The following is a 21016-nucleotide window of genomic DNA, read 5'->3' on the forward strand; positions in this document are numbered from 1 at the left end:
TTTCACTCTCCACATTCGTTCAACGTTATGAAAGAATATTTTAAATACACTATTACAATTTCGATACGACAGGGTCAGAGACAGCGTGCAGACGAGAGAGAAAGAGACCGCGTGCAAAGAGTGCGGTATTATTGTAAACATTCCGGCAAAGATCGATTTTTCGCAGTATCGCTGTCCACGCTGTGACGCGCTTTTGTACCGCAGAGGTCAGCCCTTTTCCTATATCATCACGATGGCCGTGACCGCGCTTCTGCTTTTCCTTCCTCTCACGTTTCTTCCGATTCTGGATCTCGACATCATGGGGCTGCAGAGCAGTTCGACACTCTTTGAAGCGCTCTGGATGGTCTACAAAGACGGCTTCTATTTCATCGCTTTCGTCGCGATGATGACGGGATTGCTGATTCCGGTCATCATGCTGATTCTGCTGCTGCTGATCCTGGTGCCGCTCAAACACGGCTACCGTCCGGAGAATGTATCGCTGTACTACCGTCTCTACGAAAAGATGAGCGACTGGGGGATGGCGGAGGTGTACCTCATCTCCATCATCGTCTCGATGGTCAAACTCCACGGCATGGGGACATTGCACATCGGTCTCGGATTTTATATGTTCATCTTCTTTTTCATCACCTTCTACATCACCACCGTCTGGTTCAATCCCGACGACATATGGCTGGACGATGCGCTGGGTGACTGATATCGAGGCCGGGAAGCAGCTCTGCCTCCACTGCCGCAAGCTCCATCCCCTCTCCGTGCATCGCTGTGATCGGTGCGGTTCGGAGGTGCATCAGCGCATCCCCCACTCCATCGCCATCACATGGAGTCTGACCATCGCCGCCATCATTTTTCTCATTCCCGCCAACCTGCTGCCGATGATGGTCGTCAAGTCGATCGCGGGAGAGGATGCCGGTACCATCATGGATGGTGTCATCTACTTTCTCGAGCATGGGGAGGCGGGTATCGGCATCGTCATATTCACGGCCAGCATCTTCGTGCCCTTTTTCAAACTCACCGTCCTGCTCTACCTGCTTCTCAACATCCATCTCAACCGATACCATCGGGCTAGATTCGGTCTGAAACTCTATCGGATCATCCACTTCATCGGAAAGTGGTCGATGCTCGACATCTTCGTCGTGGCACTGATGGTGGGGCTGGTACAGTTCAAAAACCTCGCGACGATCGTGACGGGGCCGGCGGCCATCGCCTTCATGCTGGCCGTGGTCATGACGATGTTCGCCACGGAACATTTCGACCCGAGGCTTCTTTTCGATACCAAACTCAAAAAGCGCCAACGAACAAACGAACCCAACGAAGGAAACACCCATGTCTGACACTACCACCAAACACCACGCCGTCGAAAGGGGACGGGGTACCCTCTGGCTTGTCTGGATCATTCCGCTCGTCGCTCTGCTGATGGCCGGCTGGCTCATCTACAAGCACTATGCGGAAAAGGGTACGGAGATCGTTGTCGTATTCGGCAGCGGCAAGGGGCTCGAAGTCGACAAGACCCCGCTAATCTATCAGGGCATCAAAATCGGAACCGTCACGGATATCTCCATAGACCCCAAAGATCTCTACAAGGTCCGGGCCACGATCACCGTAGATCCCCGTGCCGCGCCCTACGTCACCCGCAAGGGGACCAAATTCATCAAGGTCGAACCGAAAATCTCCATCACCGAAATCAGCGGACTCGATACGATACTCAGCGGCGTCTACATCGACCTCTACCCCGCGGGCCGTTCGAAGAAGGAGATCCTCGCCAAGCCTCTGCAGCACCAATTCACCGGCCTGGACCACTACCCGCCCAAACGGTACGAAAAGGGGCTCTATCTGACGCTCGAATCGATCAAAGCCTCCGTCAGTCTGGGCGCGCCGGTACTCTACAAAAGTTTCATCGTGGGTAAAGTGATCGACAAGCGTCTCGAAAACAAAAAGGTGCTCTACTCCATCTTCATCGACAAAGAGTACGAGGACCTCATCAACGGCGGGACGAAATTCTGGAAAATCAGCGGGGTGGAGGTGCAGGCCAACCTGGCGGGTGTCAAGGTGAAGATGGACTCTCTGGCAACACTGCTCGCCGGCGGTGTCGCGTTTAAAACACCGGAAGGCAGTGTCGAAAAAAAACCGAAAGAGCGGTACGCCCTTTACGAATCCGAGCTCGACACCCATCTGGAAGACGACACCATCACCATCGTCGCCGACAAGGCCTACAATGTCGACCCCAACTTCTCCAGTGTCATGTACAAAGGATTCAAAGTCGGCAAGATCGTCAGCCTCCGGTACGACACGGAGAAGTCCCAGACCATTTTCAAGATCAAGCTCTCCAAAAAATTCATCCATCTGGCCAACGAAAAGGCGTGGTTCTGGATCGTCCGACCCATCCTGAACATCCGGGAGGTCAAGGGCCTCGACGCCGTGTTGACAGGCCCCTACATCGCGTTCGATACGACGGACATGAAAGCGAAGCGTGCCCACAAATTCGAGCTGCATGACGAACCGATCCCGCTCAAAGGGAAGCATATCCATCTGAAAGCGGCCTATGCCGAATCGCTCAGAAGCGGCACGGCGATCTTCTTCAAGGATATCCCCATCGGTCAGATCACAAAGATCAACCTGGTCCCGGGCAGTAAAACCATCGATATCGATGCGGTCGTTTTCGACAAATTCACGAAATTTCTCAACGACTCCTCGATGTTCTACGTCAAAAGCGGATTCGAGATCGACGTCTCCCTGCACGATATCCACATCAACAGCGGATCTCTGGAGACGATGGTCGTCGGCGGAATCTCCATGGTGACGCTCGACAAAAACGCCCCGAGCACCAAAAAGAAATTTTCCCTCTACAAAGACTTCAAAACCTTCAAAAAGGCACGCTACCTGGTCTCGGGCGGAAGTCTCTACCATATCGAGATGGCGGAGCTGGGCTCATTGTCGAAAGGATCGCCGGTTCTTTACAAGAAACTCAAAGCGGGCGAGGTGATCTCCTACAAATATCTGCCCGAGCACGACACCATCGACGTCGTCGTCTTCATCGAAAAGGATTTCAAAAATCTCATCAACACATCGACACGCTTTAAGAATGTCAGCGGTCTGGAGTTCGAGATGAATTTCCCCGATGTCAAACTCAAAATGGCATCGATGGAGACCCTTTTGAGCGGCGGCCTGATCTTCGAAACCGTCGACCCGAACGCGCCGAAAGTCAAGAGCGGCCACCACTTCAGACTCTTCGACGAATCTCTGCTGAAAAAGGATCGCTACGCCACCTTCGAACTCTGGCTCTCCGAAACCCACGGTATCAAAAAGGGCACCCGCCTGCTCTACAAAGATTTCCCGATCGGCAGAGTGGAGAGCCTGACACTCAAAAACAACATCGTCAAGGCCGATGTGCTGATCGAAAAACCCTACACCCATCTTCTGCGCAGCGACTCGAAAATATGGCTCAAAGAGTTCCAGATGGATATCGACGGGGTCAAAAACGTAGAAAACGCCGTCACGGGACCCGCCATCGCCATCACACCCGGCCTGGCGAAAGATCGTGCCGCTTCCTTCGTTCTCTCGCAGACGCCTCCGCCTCCGACCTATGGGAAAACCGGCCTTCGTGTCGTTCTGCAGGGAGACAGACGCAGCAGTCTCGGTGTCGGTTCGCCTCTTTATTACCGCCAGGTTCCCATCGGCCAGGTAGAGTCGTGGGTGCTCAGCGACGACGCCACACATGTGGATATCACCCTCTTCATCGAACCGAGATATGCCCATCTGGTCAGGGAAAACGCGAAGTTCTATATGGCGGGCGCTATCGGCATGGAGGTGAATCTGCTGGGGGTCAAAGTGAAGACGGAGACACTCAAAACCATGATATCGGGAGGTATCGGCATGGCCGTTCCGGAAAATCCCGGCAATGTCGTGGAGGATGGCCACGTCTATCCGCTCTTCAACGAAGCGGAAGATGTCTGGCTGACCTGGAAACCGAAACTGTAAAAGGGGTCTAGAAGACGATCTTCCCCTCGTCCTGAAGGCGCCGGATGATGGTACGCGCCTTCTCGTGGCCCGCATGGGCCGCTTTGCGGCACCACTCCAGCGCCTTCTCGCTGTTTTGCTCCACACCCCACCCTTTGTCGTAGAGCATGCCCAGGTTGTACATGGCTCGGGGGTGCCCCTGCTCGGCCGCCTTTTCATACCACTCTCTGGCTTTTTCGTAGTCCTGCGCGACGCCCTGTCCCTCCTGATACATGGCGCCGATACAGTTCTGGGCCTCCGCATGGCCGTACTGTGCCGCCGTTTCGTACCAGTTGGCTGCCCTTTGGAGGTTCTGGACCGTGCCGGCTCCCGCCTCCGCCATCTGCGCCGCCTCGAACATGGCGTGGATATTGCCCGCCCTGGAGGCTTTGACGAACATCTCGAACGCCGCCTCCTCGTTTCGGGGACACCCCTTGCCGCTTCTGTACATCTGTCCCAGATTGAAAAGCGCCACGTGCTGCCCCTGGTCGGCCGCTCTTTGATACCAGCCGAAGGCCTCTTCGAGGTTCTGTGTACACCCTTCGCCGTTTTCGAGCATATACGCCACCATCGCCTGGGCGTCTGCGTCCCCGTCGATGGCCAGCTCCAGAAAGGCGTTGAAGGCCGAGATCTTGTCTCCGTTCTGGTAGAGTTCCGCCGCCATATCGAAATATCTGCTCATCTTTTTCCTTTATTTCTGTCTGAAAACAGTTAAAATATGCACACTCTCTTCACCCACGTAATAGCAGATGGTGTATCCTCTGATCACCATATCGTGCACACCCTCTTCTTCGATGTAGAAACTCTTTCGAAACCGCTCCGGCATATAACTGAGCCCGTTGATTGCATGCTGGAGCCTTCTTATGAACCTCTCGGCTTTGACGGATGAATCGTTACGGGCGATAAAGTCGTATATCTTTTGCAGATCGCGTCCCGCTTCGGGTTCGATATAAACAGTATATCGTTTCAACGATTCAACATCTCGGAGAAAAAGCTGTCCGCTTCTACCCCTCGCTTCTCTTTCATGCTGTCGAAAGCTTTGCGGACTTTCTCTCTGGCTTCGTTTTCTCCGATGGCAGGATACTCTTCGGCTGTCAGATCGAAAGGGAGTCCCTTCTCTCTAACCACCATTGCGGCGAAAATATTGACCGCTTCGGAAAAGTTGAGTCCCATCTTTTTCAAAACCGTTTTGGCTTCCTGCAGTGTCTGCTCCTCTATTCGCAGACTGGTCTGGATTTTTGCCATCTCTTCACCCTTTATGTATACCATTTGGTATACATTATAGCACAAACGTCAAAAAGACGAGACCGATGACGATCCGGTAGATACCGAACGGAATGAAAGTATGCTTTTTGATGAAAGCCAGAAACCATCGTATGATCGCCAGCGCCACGATGAAGGCGGTCACGAAGCCCACCCCGAGCGCCTGGGCGTCGGAGAAATCGAACTCGCTGTGGTGTTTGAGAATGTCGTAGGCGGTGGCGGCGAGCATCGTGGGGACGGCAAGCAGGAAGCTGAACTCCGTCGCGGTCTTGCGCTTGAGGCCGATCAGCAGGCCGCCGATGATCGTGGCCCCCGAACGGGAAGTACCGGGCACCATCGCCAGGGACTGGAAAAGACCGATCATGAAAGCCTGCTTGTAGCTCACCTCCTCCACGTGGGAGACGTGGTGCTCTTTCTCTTTGTAGAACTTTTCGATGACGATAAAGACGATACCCCCTGCGATCAGCATGTAGGCCACCGTTTCGGGAGCGAAGAGCGATTTGATGATCTTGTAGAGGGTAAATCCCAGTATCGCCGTCGGGATGAACCCGACGATCAGCCGCTTCCAGAGCTCGATACTGTGGAAAATCTTATCCTTGAAGGCGAAGATCACCGCCAGGATGGAACCCAGCTGGATGACGACCTCGAACGTCTTGTGCACGTCGGTCTGCTCGATCCCCATCAGTTTGCTGGCCAGAATCAGATGGCCCGTCGACGAGACGGGCAGAAACTCCGTCACCCCCTCCACGATTCCCAGTATCAGCGCGCTAAACAGATCCATGGCACTCTCCCGATTGTCTGATGTATCCCATGTAGATTCCTTCCTTTTGCAAAAGCTCTTCGTGCGTCCCCTCTTCGGCGATCCGGCCGTTTTCCAGCACGTAGATGTAGTCGGCTTTGCGGATCGTGCTGAGGCGGTGGGCGATCATGATCGTCGTCCGGCTGGCGAAAAAGGGCTCGAGCGCCTCATAAAGATGCGCTTCGGTATGCACGTCCAGCGCCGAGGTCGACTCGTCGAGTATCGCGATCTTCGGATCGGAGACGATCATCCGGGCGATGGCGATGCGCTGCCGCTGACCGCCGGAGAGTTTGATGCCCTCCCTGCCCACGACGGTGTCGAGCCCCTCGTCGAAGCTTTCGATCACCGCTTTCATCTGCGCCATCTCCAGCGCCCGCCAGACCGTTTCCTCATCCACATCCCGGCCGAGGGTGATGTTGAAACGGATTGTATCATGAAACAGTTTCGGATTCTGTAAGACCAGATTGACGTGTTCGCGTACCACATCCAGGCCGATTTCGCGCACGTCGACACCGTTGAAGGAGATCCTTCCCTCGTCGACGGGATAGAATCCGACGATCAGCCGAGCCAGCGTCGTCTTGCCCGAGCCGCTGGCACCCACCAGCGCCACACGGCGGCCCGGTGCCGCTTCGAAGCGGATATCGCGCAGCACGGGCGTCTCCGAGTATCCGAAACGCACATCCTCGAGCCTCACGCCGACACGCTCCTGCGTGAAAGGGTTCTTTTCGTGGGGATAGTCGGGTTCGGTGGGCATGTCGAAGACTTCGTTGATCCTCTCCACGGCCGCTTTGGCGTTGTGCAGGGCGTACTGGATGCCCAGAATGTCCTGCACCGGCGTCACCATGTACCACAGATAGCCGAAAACGGCCAGCATCATCCCGATACTCAGATCCGAAAAGGCGACGGCTATGATGCTGGCGGCGCGAAACACTTCGTAGCCCGCCAGAAAAGCGAGATAGGAGAGGCGGCTGGCCGCGTCGCTCTTCCAGCCGAACGCGACGCTTCTCTCCCGCACCCGGCGCGCACTCTTCTTCAGTTTCGAAAAGAAACGCCCCTCCTGGTTGGAGGCCCGTATCTGGCCGAAAAGGTCGAGGGTCTCCGTCAGTGCCGACTGAAAGGCGTCGATAGCCCGGTTCTCCTCCTTTTTGAGTTTCGCCACTTTCCTGGCCAGCTTCGTCGTGAAAGCGATGACGAGGGGATTGAGAAAGATGATGAAGAGCGCCAGCTCCCAGTGGATCCACAGCAGCACCCCGGCGATTCCCAGAAGCGAGAGGATCGAGATGATGAGCCGGCTCACCGTCGTGGCGATGAAAGTGTCGATCGTTTCGATGTCGGTGACCAGTTTCGCGGCGATCGATCCCGACCGGGAGGTTTCGTAGGCTTTCATCGAGATCCGCTGCAGATGCTCCAGCGCGTCGTGGCGAAGGCGGTAGGTGACATCTTTGGAGATGTTCATGAAAATCCGTGTCTGCAGGATACTAAGCCCCGTATAGGCGGTGCGCAGGAAGACCGTCGCCAGCAGGATCGTCACGACGTAGCCAAAGGTCTCCATCGGCATGATATGGGTGTCGATCCAGCGGGTCAGGGTGTCGCTCTTTTTCAGCAGTACCTCGTCGACGAGCACAGGGATCAGAAGCGGCGTCGGGACACTGACCAGGGTGGCGAGTATGGCGACGAGATTGCCGGCGATCAGGGCACGCCTGTAGCTTTTGACATTTTCATAGATCGTACGGAGGGTGAGTCTGCTCACGAAATTCCCGTTTCCCGATTTCCGATTCCCGATTTCCGCTCTCAGCCGATATGCGGCAGCACCTGTGTCAGATCTTTGGTGTCGATGACGACGTTGGCCTCTTTTTTCAGTATCTCTTTGGCGCAGAAAGCGATGCGCGTGCCCGCATGGGCGAACATGCTGCGGTCGTTGGCGCCGTCACCCACGGCGACCGTATCGGCTTCGGAAATCCCCAGCAGCCGCTGAAGGCGTACCAGCATGTCCCCTTTCGAGAAGTCGAACATCATGTCGCCGCCGACCAGACCCGTCAGACGGCCGTCTCTGGCGTGCAGGACGTTTGAAAAGTCGGCGTCGAAGCCCAGTACTTCCCGGGCGTGCCCCGTGGCGTTGCGGAACCCGCCGCTGAAGACCACGACCCTGTGGCCCGCCTCTTTCAGTTTTTTCACCGTCTCTTCCGCACCCGGCATCAGGGGAAGATTCCGGCAGATGGCATCCACCTTCTCCACCTCCAGCCCTTCCAGAAGCTGCACCCGCGTCGTCAGACTCTCGAAAAAGTCGAGCTCCCCCCGCATCGCCCGTTCGGTGATGACCGCCACCTTCTCCATGAGCCCCAGAGGCTCCGCCAGAAAGTCGATGGTCTCACCGTCCATCAGTGTCGAGTCGAAATCGAAAACTATCAGTTTCACTTGGGCTCCTTCGTCGCTGTTATTGGTGTATTTGTTATTGGTATATTGGTATCAAAGGTACATCCAAATACACCAATACACCAATAACCAATACACAAACAAAGTGTTATAATACCCCAACCAAAATAACAGCGAGATAATGGACACGTATGTTTGAACGACTGATAAAAAAACTTCAAGATCCCAAAAAAAGCTACATCACACTCGAGACGACCCCCCGGCACGACGCCACCTTCATGCCGATCATCGAGACCATCGACAAGCTCGGAATCGCGGAGAAGGTGGACGGTTTCAGCACCACCGACAATCCGCTGGCGAAGCTGAAGTTCAACAGCATCATCGCGGCCCATCAGTTGCAGCAGCATTTCAAAAAGCCGGTTTTGGCCACGATGACGATGCGCGACCGCAACAAGATCGCCCTGCAGTCCGACCTGCTCGGAGCCAACGCTATCGACGTGCGCGCCATCCTGGCCCTGACCGGCGACCCGGCCAAGATCAGCGACCAGCCCAACGCCAAAGGGGTCTTCGAAAGCGACAGCACGATGCTGCTGGACATCGTCAAATGTTTCAACGCCGGCATCGACTACGCGGGCCGGGAATTCGGCATCAAGCCCAAACCCATCTACCCCTTCGCGGTCTCCAACGCCTTCGCCAAAAACCCGAAAACGCTTCTTAAAAGGTTCGTCAAAAAGCTCGACCACGGCGCGCTGGGCATCATCACCCAGCCGGTCTTCGACAGAGAAAACGTCCTGATGCTTCTGGAACTCTTCGAAGAGGCCAAAGCCTCCAACAGCAAGGGGAAAAACGGAACGCTGATCCTCGGTCTCTTCCCGGTCACGCGCCTGAAAACGGCACAGTTTCTCTCATCCCACGTACCGGGTATCCATGTACCGAAAAAGTGGATCGACGCCCTCTACGAAGCCCAGAAAAAGGGAGAGAAGACGGAGGAGAAAGTGGGGCTGGAGCTGAGCATGGAGCTCTACGCCTCGATCATGGAGATCCATCCGAAAATCCACATCATGACCGCCAACCGCTTCTCACTCGCCAAGAAACTCCTGTCATAATGCAAAAAGCCCGCGCAAAAAGCGCGGGCTCCCGTTCCCTCTTCCCCGTTTCCCGTTCACTTTTTAGACGCTCCGCGTCTAAAAATCTCTCTTCAGCAATGCCTCCACATTGAGAATCGAGACCAGTTTCTCCTCCTGTTTGCCGACGCCATAGATCAGATTCTGCTCGTCGTGGATCGTCTCCGGCGCCGGATCGATGGCGCTTTCGGGGATGCGCATCGCCTGGGTCAGACGGTCGATGACAAAGCCTGCGATCTCGTCGTTGTGCTTGATCACCATGTAGCGCGTATCTTCGTTCTCTTTCGAACGGGAGAGTCCGAACTTCATCCGCAGGTCGATGAGCGGCAGCACACTGCCCCGGAGGTTGAAGACACCCAGGACATAGGGGGGCGTCTTGGGCACACGTGTGTACTCGATCGGTTTGATGATCTCCTGGATTCCCAGGATCGGCACGGCGAACTCCTCGTCTCCCACCATGAAACCGACCAACTGGATGATGTTTTCGATATCGGTCTCGAGTGGCGCCTTCTGCTGTTGCTGCTGCTTTTTCAGTACCTGTTCGAGTTGTGTGCTCATGATCTCTGCTCCGCGTCGAGATTGATGTTTCTGGCCACGACGTTCATCAGATATTCGGGCGTATAGGGTTTGGTGATGTACTCGGTCATCCCCACCTCGACGCCTCTGAGACGGTCGCTGCGGCTGGTGCGGCTCGTGACGGCGATGAGCGGCACCTGCTTGAACTTGTTGAATTTACGTATCTCGCTGGCCAGCGTGTAGCCGTCCATGCGCGGCATCTCGATATCGACCAGGGCCGCATCGAAAGATTTGCTGCCGTCTTTCATGATGTTCAGCGCTTCGACACCGTTGGTCGCCTCGGTGATCGAGATGCCCAGTGGCTCCAGCGCCTTGCGCATGATGGTCCGGTCGGTCTTGGAGTCGTCGACGATCAGGATGTTGTAATCGGCCGGAGAGTTCTTCTCTCTCACCGCCTCCTGGCTTTCGAGGTTCTGAAGAGTGCTTTTGACGCTTTTTGCCATGTTCATCAGCGCACCCACATCGACGATGAGCGTCACGCGGCCGTCTCCCCGGATCGTCGCACCGGCGATCCCTTCGATACCCTTGAGATACTCGCCCAGGGACTTGATGACGATCTCCTCCTGTCCCACCAGCGAATCGACGATGACTCCCAGCTTGCTCTCGGCCAGGCCGATGATGACGACATAGGCGTGCTCGCCCATCTTGAAGACCCTCTCCACATCGAAAATATCGGCCAGGTGTACCAGCGGAAGCACCTCGTCTCTCAGACGCAGGACACTGCGCCCCTCCACACTCTGGATCTCGTCCGGCGTGATCCGTACCGTCTCCAGTACCGACGCCAGCGGTACGGCGTAGTACTCTTCCTGTACGCTGACCAGCAGTGACTGGATAATCGCCAGCGTCAGGGGAATTTTCAGTTTGAGAGTCGTTCCCTTATCCATTTCGGAGTCGACTTCGATGATACCGTTGAGTTTTTCGATATTCGATTTGACCACATCCATACCGACACCGCGTCCCGAAACGTTGGTGACTTTTGCGGCGGTGGAGAAGCCGGGCTTGAAGATGAGCATGAAGGCTTCCTTGTCGCTCATCTGGTCCGCCTCTTTCTCGCTGATGAGCCCCTTCTCCATCGCCTTGGCCTTCAGCATATCGGGATCGAGACCCTTACCGTCGTCGACGATCTCGATGATGATGTGGTTGCCTTCGTTGTAGGCTTTCAGCTGGACCGTTCCCTTGGCCGGCTTTCCTTTCGCCACACGCTCTTCGGGCGTTTCGATACCGTGGTCGCAGGAGTTGCGGATGATATGCACCAGCGGGTCGCCGATCTCCTCGACGATCGACTTGTCCAGCTCGGTCTCCTCCCCGCTGATGACCAGCTCGATCTCCTTGTGGAGTTCCCGGGAGAGATCCCGCACCATGCGGGGAAACTTGTTGAAGACTTTGCCGATGGGAAGCATCCGCGTCTTCATCACCGCGATCTGCAGATCGGTCGTGACCAGCGAAATGGAGCTGACCACCTGGTTGAGCTCTTCGAGGAACTGCTCGCCCTCGTACCGCTCCTCCACGTCGTCGTAGATTTTCAGCAGCCGGTTTTTGCCGAGCACCAGCTCCCCGATCAGGTTCATCAGATCGTCGAGCCGTTTGACGTCGACGCGGATCGTCTGCTCCACCGAAGCCTTCCGCTCTTTCGGGGCGGCGGCTTTGGTCTGCGGTTTCTGTTTCGGCGTGGCGGGGGGTGCCGATTTGGCCGTCTCTTTCGCTTCCCGGGGCTGCGCCGCTTTCGCTTTGGCCTCTTCCTGGGCTTTGCGTTTGGCCTCTCTTTTTTTGCGATCCTCCTCCTGGCGCTCTTTCAAAAGACGTTCGATTTCCGCTTCGATCTCCTCTTCGCTCATATCCGACAGATCCGGTTCGCCGGAGCTCTCCGCAGGCTTCACTTCCGCCGCTTCCGCTTTTCTTTTCGCTTCGCGACGCTTTCTGTCCTCTTCCTGGCGCTCCTGAAGAAGCCGCTCGATTTCGGCTTCGATCTCCTCTTCGCTCATCTCAGACAGATCCGGCTCCTCTTCGGCCGGCTCGGGTTCGGGTTCCGCCGCTGCGGCGGGAGCTTCCTCCGCCTCTTTCGGGGCTTCGCCTTTGAGAACCGCTTCGAGTCTCTCGACCGTCGGTCCCACATCCAGGGCCCCTTCGTCGCTTCCGGTCTCCTTGATATGCTCCAGCAGTGCCTTCATATGGTCGGTGGATTCGAGCACCACATCCATCACTTCGGGGGTGATGACCAGCTCGCCCCGGCGCGCTTTGTTGAGAACATCCTCCATATGGTGGGTCAGATGGGTCAGTACATCGAAGTTGAGAAAGGAGCTCGACCCCTTGATCGTATGGGCCACCCGGAAAATCCGGTTGAGCAGATCGAGATCTTCGGGACTGTTTTCGAGTTCGATCAGATCGTTGTCGAGCTGTTCGATCATCTCGAACGCTTCGATCAGAAAGTCTTCGAGTATCTCTTGAAATTCATCCATGATTCTTCCTTATGCATCCTGCTTGATGTGCGACCGGACGATCTTCGCGATCTCGGCATAGAAGACGTTGGCGTCGAACTTGACCATATACCCTTCACCGCCGGCCTCCTTGCCGCGCTCTTCGCTGAAATGGTCACTGATGGAGGAGTTGAAGACGATGGGAATCTCGTCGAACCGCGGGTCCTCTTTCACTTTGGCTGCGAAATGGAAGCCGTCCATCCGCGGCATCTCCACATCGGAGACGATGATTTTCAGATCGTTTTTGAGATTTTCGCCGTAGTGTTCGTAGAGCTCTTCGAGCTTCTCGATCCCCTCCTGGCCGTCTTTGGCCTCGATGACGTTGAAGCCCATCTTCTGCAGGGCATCCTTGACGATCTTTCTGGCCGTCAGACTGTCGTCGAGCACCATCGCCATACCGTTGAACCTGTCGATGGTGACTTCACTGTTCACGTCGGGCTGATAGAATCCCAGATCCTCCACGACGCTTTCGAGATCCAGGACCAGAAGGACCTCGTCGTTTTCGATCCGTGTGACACCGGTGATCTTGCTCTTGTCCAGAATCCCCTCTCCCGACGAAAAAGAGGCGGGCTCGATATCGCTCCAGCTGATTCGGCGGATACGCTTGGCTTCGTGAACCACGAAGCCGATCAGGATATTGTTGAACTCGGCGATGATGACACGGGGATGGATCTCCTTGGTTTCGGGTGTCTTGATACCCATCCATTTGGCGAGATTGACGACGGGTATCACCACGCCCCGCAGATCGAAAATCCCTTCGATGTAGTCGGGAACACCGGGAAGCTCGGTCAATTTGGGGTACTTGATGATCTCCCGTACTTTCGCCACGTTGATCCCGTAGATACCCTCGTAGATTTTCCCGTTCTCCTCTTTGAAAATGCGAAAATCCACAAGTTCCAGTTCGTTGGTCCCGACCTGCAAAACATCGTTTTTAGATCCCATTGCGATCCTTTACCTCTACAAATTCCATTCCGTCGTTCGCACTCTTCACGATCAGATAGCTTCGGCTGCAGGCGAAAGCCGGCAGATTCCGATATTCGATATCTCCAAATTTCAGATGGACGTTCTGGTGAAAATGTCCGTCGATCCATATATCGAACAAATAGCGTTTTTTTATAATACCCAGACGGTTTTTCGCTCTCTCTTCGAAATCCTCGATGCGATAGCAGGGGCGCTTTCTCCTGTTGTAGCCTTCGAGCCACCGTATGATCGCGCCGCCTGTGAACGTATCGATCAGATTGAGAACCCTGTCTACCAGAGGATTGCGTATCCAGGCCGTATAGATCTCGTACCCCGCTCCCTGAAGAATATCGCCGTGATGGAGTGCGACGCTCTTGTCGGCGAAGGTGGCGATCAGAGGCTGTTTGGAACGCTCGAAGACCCTTATCGAGTCCCCGAAAACCCTTTTGAGCCCGAAATCGTGGTTTCCTTCGAGATAGACGATCTCCGTCCGCATACTTATGCGTTTTAAAAGATCGACCATTTTCCGATTCGGTTCAATCGAGTTGGGAGCGTGGCCGAAAAGCAGATCGAAAATATCCCCCATCAGGATCATCTGCGGCGGCAGATCTTCGTCCAAAACAGAGGAGAGAAATTCGTAGAGGGAGGGGTTGTAGTGGGCGTAGTGGGCGTCGGCGATGAGCCAGGCCCCCTCTTTCAATGTCATGGAGGGGCTCATTCGCCTTCGGCTCCCATCTTTCCGTTCACCTTTTACCGTTCACCGTTCACTTTTCATCAGGGGACATAGGCGAACTTCGGTATCCCCAGCGTTTCGTCGAATCCGCTGATGATGTTGGCGTTGACGACGGCTTGGGAGCTGGCGCCTCTGAGCAGATTGTCGATGGCGGAACTGATGAAGAGGCTCGTACCGTTCATCGTGGCATAGATGTCGCAGAAATTGGTGCCGGCCACCGATTTGATGTCGACCGGTTCGGTGCGCACGCGTACGAAGGGCTCCTCTTTGTAGAGATCGTTCAGCACTTCGATCGGGTCGAGTTCGTTTTCGAGCTGCATATAGACGCTGCAGAGCATGCCCCGGGTCACAGGCAACAGATGGGGCACGAAGTTCACCTGTACCTGCGTCAGGAAGAGGTCGTCGATCTTCTCCGCGATTTCTGGGGCGTGCCGGTGTTTGATCGGATTGTAGGCGAAGATGTTTTCGTTGATCGTGACGTAGTGGGTCGTGGCGGAGAGTTTCTTTCCCGCACCGCTGACCCCGCTTTTGGCGTCGATGAAGATCGGCGTATCGGCTTTGATGTAGGGCACGAAAGGCAGAAGGCCCAGCAAAGAGGCGGTCGGATAGCATCCCGGATTGGCCACGAGACGGCTCTCTTTCAGCGCCTCCCTGTAAAACTCTGGCAGCCCGTAGACCGCTTCGGGCAGATGTGCCGTATCTTCGTGGGGGCAGTAGTGGGCTTCGTAGGTGCCCAGCTTGAGGCGATAGTCGGCGGAGAGGTCCACCACTTTCACACCCCTTTCCAGAAGTTCCCTCGCAAACCCCATCGCCGTCTTGTGGGGCAGCGCCAGAAAGGCGATCTGCGCCACATCGGCCACCGCCGCCGCATCCGCCTTCTCCACCGGCATCGATACGACATCTTTGAGAGAGGGGTGAAGCCCGTCGACCGTCGTCTCCCCTTCGCTGGTAGCCACATAGACCAGTTCGAATTCCGGATGCTGGAAAAGGATCTTCACCAGCTCCAGCCCGGTATAGCCGCTCGCTCCGATAATCGCTACGGGAATCATGACCTACACACCGAAACAGATATCTTTGTAGCAGACCTGCTCCACCTCGTACTCCTTCTCGCCACCCGGAAGCCGCATGCGCACCTCGTCACCCGGCTCCTTGCCGATCAGCTGACGCGCCAGAGGCGAATGGTAGGAGATGAGCCCCTTGTCGGGATTGGCCTCGCTGGCCCCAACGATCGTGTAGGTCACCTCCTCGTCGGTGTCCAGGTCGATCAGCGTCACGGTGGAGCCGAAACTGATCCGCTTGTGCTCCAGGGTGCTGGGATCGACCACCTGGGCGCGCCCCAGGATATCCTCCAGCTCCGCGATGCGCGCCTCCATCAGCCCCTGCTTCTCCTTGGCCGCGTGGTACTCGGCATTCTCTTTCAGGTCGCCCAGTTCGCGGGCCTTCTGGATCTCCGCGGCGATGGCCGGGCGTGCTTCCGACTTCAGATATTCCAGTTCGTCGGCCAGTTTCTTGTAGCCGTATTCGGTCATCGGTTCTTTTTGCATCAAAGACTCTCCAAATTTTTTTGTTTATTATACCCGGTTCAGGATCAGCCGTGCCATATTTTCGGCACTTCCATACCGCAAAATTTCGTGAAGTTCCCGACTTCCGTCGGCAAAACGATCCCGATCCATCGTTTCGTACAGTTCCAGGAGCCTCTCTTTTGTCACGTCGTTCTGGAAAATTTCGGGATGGACCGGCTCCCGGCCGGCGAAATCCATGATGATGTTGGCCAGCCCCTTGTAGGGGAGCTTGACGATGGCGTTGCCGATGATCCAGTCCAGGGGGCGGGCCTTGTAGACCAGCACGAAAGGGGTGCCGATCAGGGCCGTCTCCAGCGTCGCCGTACCGCTGCAGACATAGGCGAAGTGCGCCTGCGCCACGGCGTGCTGGGCGTCGCGGACCACGTCGAAACCGGAGATGTCGCCGTACCATTCGGCGATCTTTTCGTCGGAGATGAAATCGGGGATCGAAAGCACTTTCCGGCGACCCGGAAGCGCCTCGGCCACCTCTTTGAAGACCGGCATCAGCCTCGTGATCTCGCTTTTGCGGCTGCCGGGCAGAAAGGCGATGGTCTCCGCATCCTCCGTCGGTCTCCAGGTCAGCGTGATCTCGTCCAGCAGGGGATTTCCCACATATTCGGCCCTGGGGTAGAACCGTTTTTCGAAAGGGAAAATCGACGCCAGACGGTCGCAATATCGGTCGACCTTTTTGGCGCGGCCCTTTTTCCAGGCCCACACTTTGGGGAGGATATAGTAGACGATCTCCTTCTTGGGATATCTCTCCTTGATCGCTTTGGCCAGAGGGAGGTTGAAAGCCGGCGCGTCGATCAGCAGCACTTTGTCGCACTCTCCCGCCAGCTGCGTCATCTCGGCGACCGCCTCTTTGCCCTTGAAATATTTGGCCAGCACATCCACGAATCCCATCACCGAAAACTCGTCCATGCCATAAAGCGGTGTACCCAGGGCCCGGTCGAAAATCCCGGCGATCTCCACATCGGGGAGCTTTTCCATCAAATATTTCAGATGCACGTTGGCCGAAGGCTCCAGCGCACTCACCAGCAGTTTCATTCGATTCTCATCCTCTCTTTCCTCATGGTCGAAATATCGAAACGCACGACCTGGGAAGCCCCCAGTTCCGTCACGTAGAGAAAACAGCCCGTTTTGCAGACGCCCACGGGATCGGTCAGCCCTTCGATCAGCGTCGTCACACGGCCGTTGAGCGGATCGTAGACCTTCACCTTGCCGTTGTAGGTGTCACAGATGAAGATGCGGTGGTTGCCGCATCCGCCCACACCCGCGCAGAGCCCCTCGGGATGCTGCAGCCGCACCTCCTCCCCGATGCCGTCCCTGTCGCCGAAGGTAAAAAGATCCCATCCGATCGGCGTCGTCACACGGCCGTTTTCGATGGCCCGCAGGGCACTCCCCTCCGCGTCGATCACGTAGAGCGTATCCTCCAGCCAGTCCAGATCGACAGGCTGGGCGAAGAGCGCTTCGCTCCGGGCGTCGCCTTCACGGACCCCTTCGGCGCCGATGCCCGCCATCACCTCCAGACCCCGTCCGTCGTAATCCATCCGCCAGATTTGGTGCGATCCGGCCACGGCGATCTGCAGCCCCGTCCCGTCGCCGGTGATACCCGTGGGCGATCTCAGACCTTCGGCGAGCACCCGCGTCGAAAGATCGTGCAGGTCCACCGCGACGATCCGCCCCGCGGCGCGGTCGGCCACATAGAGTTTTCCGGCTCTGGCGAAAAGCCCCTGGGGTTCGGCGAATCCTTCGATCGTCTCGAAGATCCTGCCGTGATGGGTGCAGATATGCACGGCGCCTTCTGCGATATCGCTCAGATACAGATGCCTTTCGTCGGCATGGAGTTTCGAAAAGGCGCGGCGCGCGCTGCCGGAGACCACCGCCTTTTTGCGTATCCTCTCCAGCTCCGCTTCCTGGCTGTACGCGTAGAAACGCGCCAGAATCCCCTCCGCGGTCCCTTCCCCGCTCGCTCTGGCGATCTCGTACCCTTCGGGAGAGACCAGCACCAGCGTCGGCCAGGCCCTCACCGCGAAAGCCTCCCAGAGTTTCGCGTCGGCATCGTCGACGACGGGATGGTCGATCCCCAGCCTCCCTACGAGCCGTTTCACCCACGCCGGATCCCTCTCCCGGTCGAACTTACCGGTATGGATACCCACGAGAACCACGTTTTCGGGGATATCGGCTCTTTCGAGTTCGGCCAGCATGTGGATGCAGTTGATGCATCCGCCGGTAAAGAAGTGAAGCAGCAGGTACCGCCCCGCCGTCAGATCCCCGACCTTTTTCCCGGTGACGACGTCCGGGTAACCGGCCAGAGAGGGTGTGCGGACCAGCGCTTTTTTCCGATGGGAGATTTCCATAATGCGCCAATTATAATATAATTCACGAAAAATTCCGGAGAAGAGATTGAAACGGATTCTGATCACCAACGACGACGGCTTCGAATCGCCGGGCCTGCATGCGCTGGCCGAAGCGCTGCGCCCTCTGGGGCACGTCACGATCGTGGCGCCGACACTGGAGAAGTCGGCCTGCGGACACAGCCTCACCCTGACGCGCCCGTTGCGCTTCGTCGAACTCGACGACGACTTCTTCAAACTCGACGACGGCACCCCCACCGACTGCGTCTATCTGAGCAAATACGCCCTCTTCGACGAACACCGCATGCCCGATCTGGTGGTCAGCGGCATCAACAAAGGCGCCAACATGGGCGAGGACATCACCTACTCCGGTACCGCCGCCGGCGCGATGGAGGCGGTGCTGCAGGGGATCCCCGGCGTGGCGATCAGCCAGGTCTGCGGCGGCTACGGATGCCGGGAGATCGACGAGCTGGGATACGAACTGGCAAAAGAGGCGGCCTACCGCGTCTGCAAAAAGATCCTCGAAGGAGGCTTCCCCCTCCCCGAGCGGCGCTTTCTCAACATCAACGTCCCGCCGCTGAAACCCTCCGAGTGCAAAGGCTACAGAGTCACCAGAGCGGGCTACCGCCTCTACGGCAACGACGCCCAGGTCCACCGCAATCCGAGGGGCGAAGAGTACTACTGGCTGGGACTCCACCCTCTGCAGTGGATCCCCGACGAGAGACAGCTGTGCGATTTCGAAGCGATCAAAGAGGGGTACGTGAGCGTCACGCCGATCCAGCTCGACCTGACCAGTTACGAGGATATCGACAGACTCGGGGAGTGGCTTTGATCCGGTCGCTGTCGTCGGGAAATTTCACGATGGAGCGATATCGTGCGCTATGAGAGGTGTCGCGCGCTTTTCGGCGAGGATCACGAAAAGCTGGCGCGGACCAAAGTGCTGCTGCTTGGTGTCGGCGGTGTGGGCGGATTCTGTCTCGACTGCCTCTTTCGCACCGGTATCACCGACATCACGATCGTCGACTACGACACCTTCGACGAGACCAACCAGAACCGCCAGATCGGTTCCGAGGCGGTGGGGGCCGTGAAAGTGCGCAGACTCGCCGAGCTCTACCCCACCGTCACCCCCATCGAGGCGAAAGTGGACGCCGCCTGGGTCGAAAATTTCGACTTTTCCCCCTACGACATCGTGCTTGACGCCATCGACGACATCCGTGCCAAAATCGCCCTGGCCCACAAAGTCTGGCCCAAACTCGTCAGCGCCACGGGCGGCGCCAGAAAGATCGACCCCACCAAAATCGAGATCGACTCCATCTGGAAAACCCACGGCGACCCCTTCGCCAGAAAGATCCGCTACGAACTGAAAAAGAGCGGTTTCAAAGGAGATTACACGGCGCTCTTCAGTCCCGAAGAGCCAAAAACCGCCACCAAAGGGAGCTTTGTCGCCGTCACCGGCGCTTTCGGACTGGCGATGTGTTCGGCGGCGGTGCAGAAGATTCTGGAAAACGGCGACAAAAGCCGATAAGAAACGCCTTGGGGCTGTAAATCCGATTCTTCTATTTGAGCTTGAAGATATTTCCGGTGCCGGGCTGTTCGACAAGAACGGAAAATTTCTTGACATACATGATGTCGTTCGTCGCGTCGATCTGGATACGGTAATAGAGTCCGCAGCAGGTGTTGTCCGGTGCGAGGACATGGATCTTGTCTTTCGGTGTGAGCACCACGCATCCGTTTTTGAGGATATACATGTTTTTGTCCTGGAAACTCCCATCCATATTTTCCAGTGCCTCGAGGGTTTTGACGTCCGGACAGGCCACCGTCGTACTCTTGATCCGGTCCGCCTGCAAGGCGACGGCCATGACCATCGCCGTCAAAAACAGCATCCATCGCTTCATCTGAGATCCTTTTTTCTCTATTTTAGCATGAAGTTTCCGAACCCTTCTTGATTCAATGAAAGCCCGCGCAGCGGGCCTCCAAAACTTTTCACTTTTAGTTTTTCACTTATATTTAAATAAACGCCGCGCTCATGTACCCGACCACCTGGCTTTCGTCACCGCTGGCGTCGGCACTGGTACGATAGTCGAGGATCAACGGCTCCAGGCCCAGGTTGCGTGCCGCGATCAGCATCGCTTCGACACCGATCTTGCCGCACGCTTCGCACCCTCTGTGCAGTTCGGAAGGATCGAGCTTGCTCACCGCGTCCAGACAGATGGCGTCGAGCGCCTTGGCCTTTTCGATATCGTAATAGTGGCTCAGATCGGTACTGATGACGACTCCCGTCTCGGGGTCGCCGAGAGCCCACTCGATCACCGGTGCCAGGTTTTTGGGATTTTCGTCTCCGTAGACCAGCTCCACCACCCTCGCGTCGGGCAGATAGGTCTTGATGAAGGGCATCTGCACTTCGGTGCTGTGCTCGTGATGGGCGTCGGGGATGAAACTCAGCCCGAATTTCTGTATAAGTTCCGTCGCGAAACTGCGATCGACAGGCAGATCCCCCAGCGGTGTTTCGTAGAGGTCGTACTCGCTGACACTGGTTCCCGTCAGATAGACCCGGTGGCTGGGGCCGATCACGACGACCCGCTTCACACCGCTGTTGCCCAGCAGCCGATGGGCCACATTGGCCGTGAAACCGCTGAAGATATAGCCCGCATGGGGCACGATGACCGCCCGCGTCTTCGTCTCCAGCAGTTTCGGATCGCGTATGCTCTTTTCGAGCATTTCGTTGAAGTATCCGAACATCCTTCGTATCTCTTCCGGTGACGCCGGGTAGAACTGCCCGGCCACCGCCGCTTCGCGTATTTTCAT

The 21016-nt window shown here is 56.5% G+C and carries 22 protein-coding genes; 6 read left to right on the top strand and 16 right to left on the bottom strand.

What is annotated here, in order from left to right; all coding sequences use genetic code 11:
- Positions 1 to 85: 85 nt before the first annotated feature.
- From Q1K23_RS01640 to Q1K23_RS01650, 3 genes are read left to right on the top strand one after another with little or no spacing between them, the layout of a single operon-like run.
- Positions 86 to 694 carry a paraquat-inducible protein A gene (locus Q1K23_RS01640; RefSeq protein WP_300361577.1) on the top strand — a complete coding sequence of 203 codons (609 nt, stop codon included), beginning with the start codon at positions 86 to 88 and terminating at the stop codon, positions 692 to 694.
- Entirely contained in the window at positions 678 to 1328 is a 651-nt protein-coding gene (locus Q1K23_RS01645) for a paraquat-inducible protein A (RefSeq protein WP_300361578.1), read from the top strand. Before Q1K23_RS01640 ends, Q1K23_RS01645 begins: the two co-directional genes overlap by 17 nt.
- Complete coding sequence (locus Q1K23_RS01650; RefSeq protein WP_300361580.1) at positions 1321 to 3972, top strand: MlaD family protein; 2652 nt, start codon at positions 1321 to 1323, stop codon at positions 3970 to 3972. Before Q1K23_RS01645 ends, Q1K23_RS01650 begins: the two co-directional genes overlap by 8 nt.
- 7 nt (positions 3973 to 3979) lie before the next feature.
- On the opposite strand, the gene Q1K23_RS01655 is transcribed toward Q1K23_RS01650, so the two are convergent.
- From Q1K23_RS01655 to serB, 6 genes are read right to left on the bottom strand one after another with little or no spacing between them, the layout of a single operon-like run.
- Complete coding sequence (locus Q1K23_RS01655; RefSeq protein WP_300361583.1) at positions 3980 to 4672, bottom strand: tetratricopeptide repeat protein; 693 nt, start codon at positions 4670 to 4672, stop codon at positions 3980 to 3982.
- A 9-nt stretch (positions 4673 to 4681) separates the two neighbouring features.
- The gene (locus tag Q1K23_RS01660; protein ID WP_300361586.1) at positions 4682 to 4960 is read right to left on the bottom strand and encodes a type II toxin-antitoxin system RelE/ParE family toxin; all 279 of its coding nucleotides are present in this window, start codon (positions 4958 to 4960) and stop codon (positions 4682 to 4684) included.
- On the bottom strand, positions 4957 to 5235 hold the full coding sequence (locus tag Q1K23_RS01665) for a type II toxin-antitoxin system RelB/DinJ family antitoxin (protein WP_300361588.1): 279 nt from the start codon (positions 5233 to 5235) through the stop codon (positions 4957 to 4959). The genes Q1K23_RS01660 and Q1K23_RS01665 overlap by 4 nt, the downstream gene beginning before the upstream one ends.
- 34 nt (positions 5236 to 5269) lie before the next feature.
- Positions 5270 to 6034 (bottom strand): undecaprenyl-diphosphate phosphatase, encoded by a 765-nt coding sequence (locus Q1K23_RS01670; protein WP_300361591.1) that lies wholly within the window; start codon positions 6032 to 6034, stop codon positions 5270 to 5272.
- Positions 6021 to 7802, bottom strand: coding sequence for an ABC transporter ATP-binding protein (locus tag Q1K23_RS01675; protein ID WP_300361593.1), 1782 nt, complete (start codon positions 7800 to 7802; stop codon positions 6021 to 6023). Before Q1K23_RS01675 ends, Q1K23_RS01670 begins: the two co-directional genes overlap by 14 nt.
- A 41-nt stretch (positions 7803 to 7843) precedes the next feature.
- Positions 7844 to 8467, bottom strand: a complete 624-nt coding sequence (gene serB, locus Q1K23_RS01680; RefSeq protein ID WP_300361596.1) for a phosphoserine phosphatase SerB — start codon at positions 8465 to 8467, stop codon at positions 7844 to 7846.
- A gap of 149 nt (positions 8468 to 8616) precedes the next feature.
- On the opposite strand from serB, the gene Q1K23_RS01685 reads away from it, so the two are divergent.
- The gene (locus tag Q1K23_RS01685; RefSeq protein ID WP_300361598.1) at positions 8617 to 9531 is read left to right on the top strand and encodes a methylenetetrahydrofolate reductase; all 915 of its coding nucleotides are present in this window, start codon (positions 8617 to 8619) and stop codon (positions 9529 to 9531) included.
- Positions 9532 to 9609: 78 nt separating this feature from the next.
- Here the strand turns inward: Q1K23_RS01685 and Q1K23_RS01690 are convergent, their stop codons facing one another.
- From Q1K23_RS01690 to Q1K23_RS01725, 8 genes are all read right to left on the bottom strand, one after another.
- Positions 9610 to 10107, bottom strand: a complete 498-nt coding sequence (locus Q1K23_RS01690; protein WP_300361601.1) for a chemotaxis protein CheW — start codon at positions 10105 to 10107, stop codon at positions 9610 to 9612.
- Positions 10104 to 12581 (bottom strand): chemotaxis protein CheW, encoded by a 2478-nt coding sequence (locus Q1K23_RS01695; RefSeq protein ID WP_300361603.1) that lies wholly within the window; start codon positions 12579 to 12581, stop codon positions 10104 to 10106. The genes Q1K23_RS01690 and Q1K23_RS01695 overlap by 4 nt, the downstream gene beginning before the upstream one ends.
- 9 nt (positions 12582 to 12590) lie before the next feature.
- Positions 12591 to 13541: a chemotaxis protein gene (locus Q1K23_RS01700; protein WP_300361606.1), complete on the bottom strand. Its 951-nt coding sequence runs from the start codon at positions 13539 to 13541 to the stop codon at positions 12591 to 12593.
- Positions 13531 to 14265, bottom strand: a complete 735-nt coding sequence (locus tag Q1K23_RS01705) for a metallophosphoesterase (protein WP_300361607.1) — start codon at positions 14263 to 14265, stop codon at positions 13531 to 13533. Before Q1K23_RS01705 ends, Q1K23_RS01700 begins: the two co-directional genes overlap by 11 nt.
- A 68-nt stretch (positions 14266 to 14333) precedes the next feature.
- Positions 14334 to 15341, bottom strand: coding sequence for an N-acetyl-gamma-glutamyl-phosphate reductase (gene argC, locus Q1K23_RS01710; protein ID WP_300361610.1), 1008 nt, complete (start codon positions 15339 to 15341; stop codon positions 14334 to 14336).
- 3 nt (positions 15342 to 15344) lie between these two features.
- Positions 15345 to 15836 (bottom strand): transcription elongation factor GreA, encoded by a 492-nt coding sequence (greA, locus tag Q1K23_RS01715; RefSeq protein WP_300361612.1) that lies wholly within the window; start codon positions 15834 to 15836, stop codon positions 15345 to 15347.
- 27 nt (positions 15837 to 15863) lie between these two features.
- The gene (gene lpxB / locus Q1K23_RS01720) at positions 15864 to 16901 is read right to left on the bottom strand and encodes a lipid-A-disaccharide synthase (RefSeq protein ID WP_300361613.1); all 1038 of its coding nucleotides are present in this window, start codon (positions 16899 to 16901) and stop codon (positions 15864 to 15866) included.
- Positions 16898 to 18214, bottom strand: coding sequence for a thioredoxin-like domain-containing protein (locus Q1K23_RS01725; protein WP_300361616.1), 1317 nt, complete (start codon positions 18212 to 18214; stop codon positions 16898 to 16900). Before Q1K23_RS01725 ends, lpxB begins: the two co-directional genes overlap by 4 nt.
- Before the next feature lie 46 nt (positions 18215 to 18260).
- Between Q1K23_RS01725 and surE the strand changes: the two genes are divergently transcribed.
- Positions 18261 to 19043, top strand: coding sequence for a 5'/3'-nucleotidase SurE (gene surE / locus Q1K23_RS01730; RefSeq protein ID WP_300361619.1), 783 nt, complete (start codon positions 18261 to 18263; stop codon positions 19041 to 19043).
- Between the two features lie 42 nt (positions 19044 to 19085).
- The gene (locus tag Q1K23_RS01735; RefSeq protein WP_300361622.1) at positions 19086 to 19736 is read left to right on the top strand and encodes a ThiF family adenylyltransferase; all 651 of its coding nucleotides are present in this window, start codon (positions 19086 to 19088) and stop codon (positions 19734 to 19736) included.
- Between the two features lie 31 nt (positions 19737 to 19767).
- On the opposite strand, the gene Q1K23_RS01740 is transcribed toward Q1K23_RS01735, so the two are convergent.
- Both Q1K23_RS01740 and amrB read right to left on the bottom strand, forming a co-directional pair.
- A complete protein-coding gene (locus Q1K23_RS01740; RefSeq protein ID WP_300361624.1) occupies positions 19768 to 20106 on the bottom strand; it encodes a hypothetical protein in 339 nt (112 codons plus the stop codon).
- Positions 20107 to 20218: 112 nt separating this feature from the next.
- Positions 20219 to 21016, bottom strand: a 798-nt coding sequence (amrB, locus tag Q1K23_RS01745; protein WP_300361626.1) for an AmmeMemoRadiSam system protein B, incomplete at its 5' end; no start/stop codon positions are given.

The sequence above is a fragment of the Hydrogenimonas sp. genome, from assembly GCF_029933015.1.
In the GTDB taxonomy this organism is placed as follows: Bacteria; Campylobacterota; Campylobacteria; order Campylobacterales; family Hydrogenimonadaceae; genus Hydrogenimonas.

What these genes read in the sequence shown, in the direction of transcription:
- Q1K23_RS01690 (WP_300361601.1), bottom strand. Translation starts at nt 10,107, where the DNA reads ATGAGCACACAACTCGAACAGGTACTGAAAAAGCAGCAGCAACAGCAG.
- Q1K23_RS01655 (WP_300361583.1), bottom strand. Translation starts at nt 4,672, where the DNA reads ATGAGCAGATATTTCGATATGGCGGCGGAACTCTACCAGAACGGAGAC.
- Q1K23_RS01670 (WP_300361591.1), bottom strand. Translation starts at nt 6,034, where the DNA reads ATGGATCTGTTTAGCGCGCTGATACTGGGAATCGTGGAGGGGGTGACG.
- Q1K23_RS01700 (WP_300361606.1), bottom strand. Translation starts at nt 13,541, where the DNA reads ATGGGATCTAAAAACGATGTTTTGCAGGTCGGGACCAACGAACTGGAA.
- greA (WP_300361612.1), bottom strand. Translation starts at nt 15,836, where the DNA reads ATGCAAAAAGAACCGATGACCGAATACGGCTACAAGAAACTGGCCGAC.
- Q1K23_RS01650 (WP_300361580.1), top strand. Translation starts at nt 1,321, where the DNA reads ATGTCTGACACTACCACCAAACACCACGCCGTCGAAAGGGGACGGGGT.
- Q1K23_RS01645 (WP_300361578.1), top strand. Translation starts at nt 678, where the DNA reads ATGCGCTGGGTGACTGATATCGAGGCCGGGAAGCAGCTCTGCCTCCAC.
- Q1K23_RS01695 (WP_300361603.1), bottom strand. Translation starts at nt 12,581, where the DNA reads ATGGATGAATTTCAAGAGATACTCGAAGACTTTCTGATCGAAGCGTTC.
- argC (WP_300361610.1), bottom strand. Translation starts at nt 15,341, where the DNA reads ATGATTCCCGTAGCGATTATCGGAGCGAGCGGCTATACCGGGCTGGAG.
- Q1K23_RS01725 (WP_300361616.1), bottom strand. Translation starts at nt 18,214, where the DNA reads ATGGAAATCTCCCATCGGAAAAAAGCGCTGGTCCGCACACCCTCTCTG.
- Q1K23_RS01665 (WP_300361588.1), bottom strand. Translation starts at nt 5,235, where the DNA reads ATGGCAAAAATCCAGACCAGTCTGCGAATAGAGGAGCAGACACTGCAG.
- lpxB (WP_300361613.1), bottom strand. Translation starts at nt 16,901, where the DNA reads ATGAAACTGCTGGTGAGTGCGCTGGAGCCTTCGGCCAACGTGCATCTG.
- Q1K23_RS01705 (WP_300361607.1), bottom strand. Translation starts at nt 14,265, where the DNA reads ATGACATTGAAAGAGGGGGCCTGGCTCATCGCCGACGCCCACTACGCC.
- Q1K23_RS01685 (WP_300361598.1), top strand. Translation starts at nt 8,617, where the DNA reads ATGTTTGAACGACTGATAAAAAAACTTCAAGATCCCAAAAAAAGCTAC.
- Q1K23_RS01740 (WP_300361624.1), bottom strand. Translation starts at nt 20,106, where the DNA reads ATGAAGCGATGGATGCTGTTTTTGACGGCGATGGTCATGGCCGTCGCC.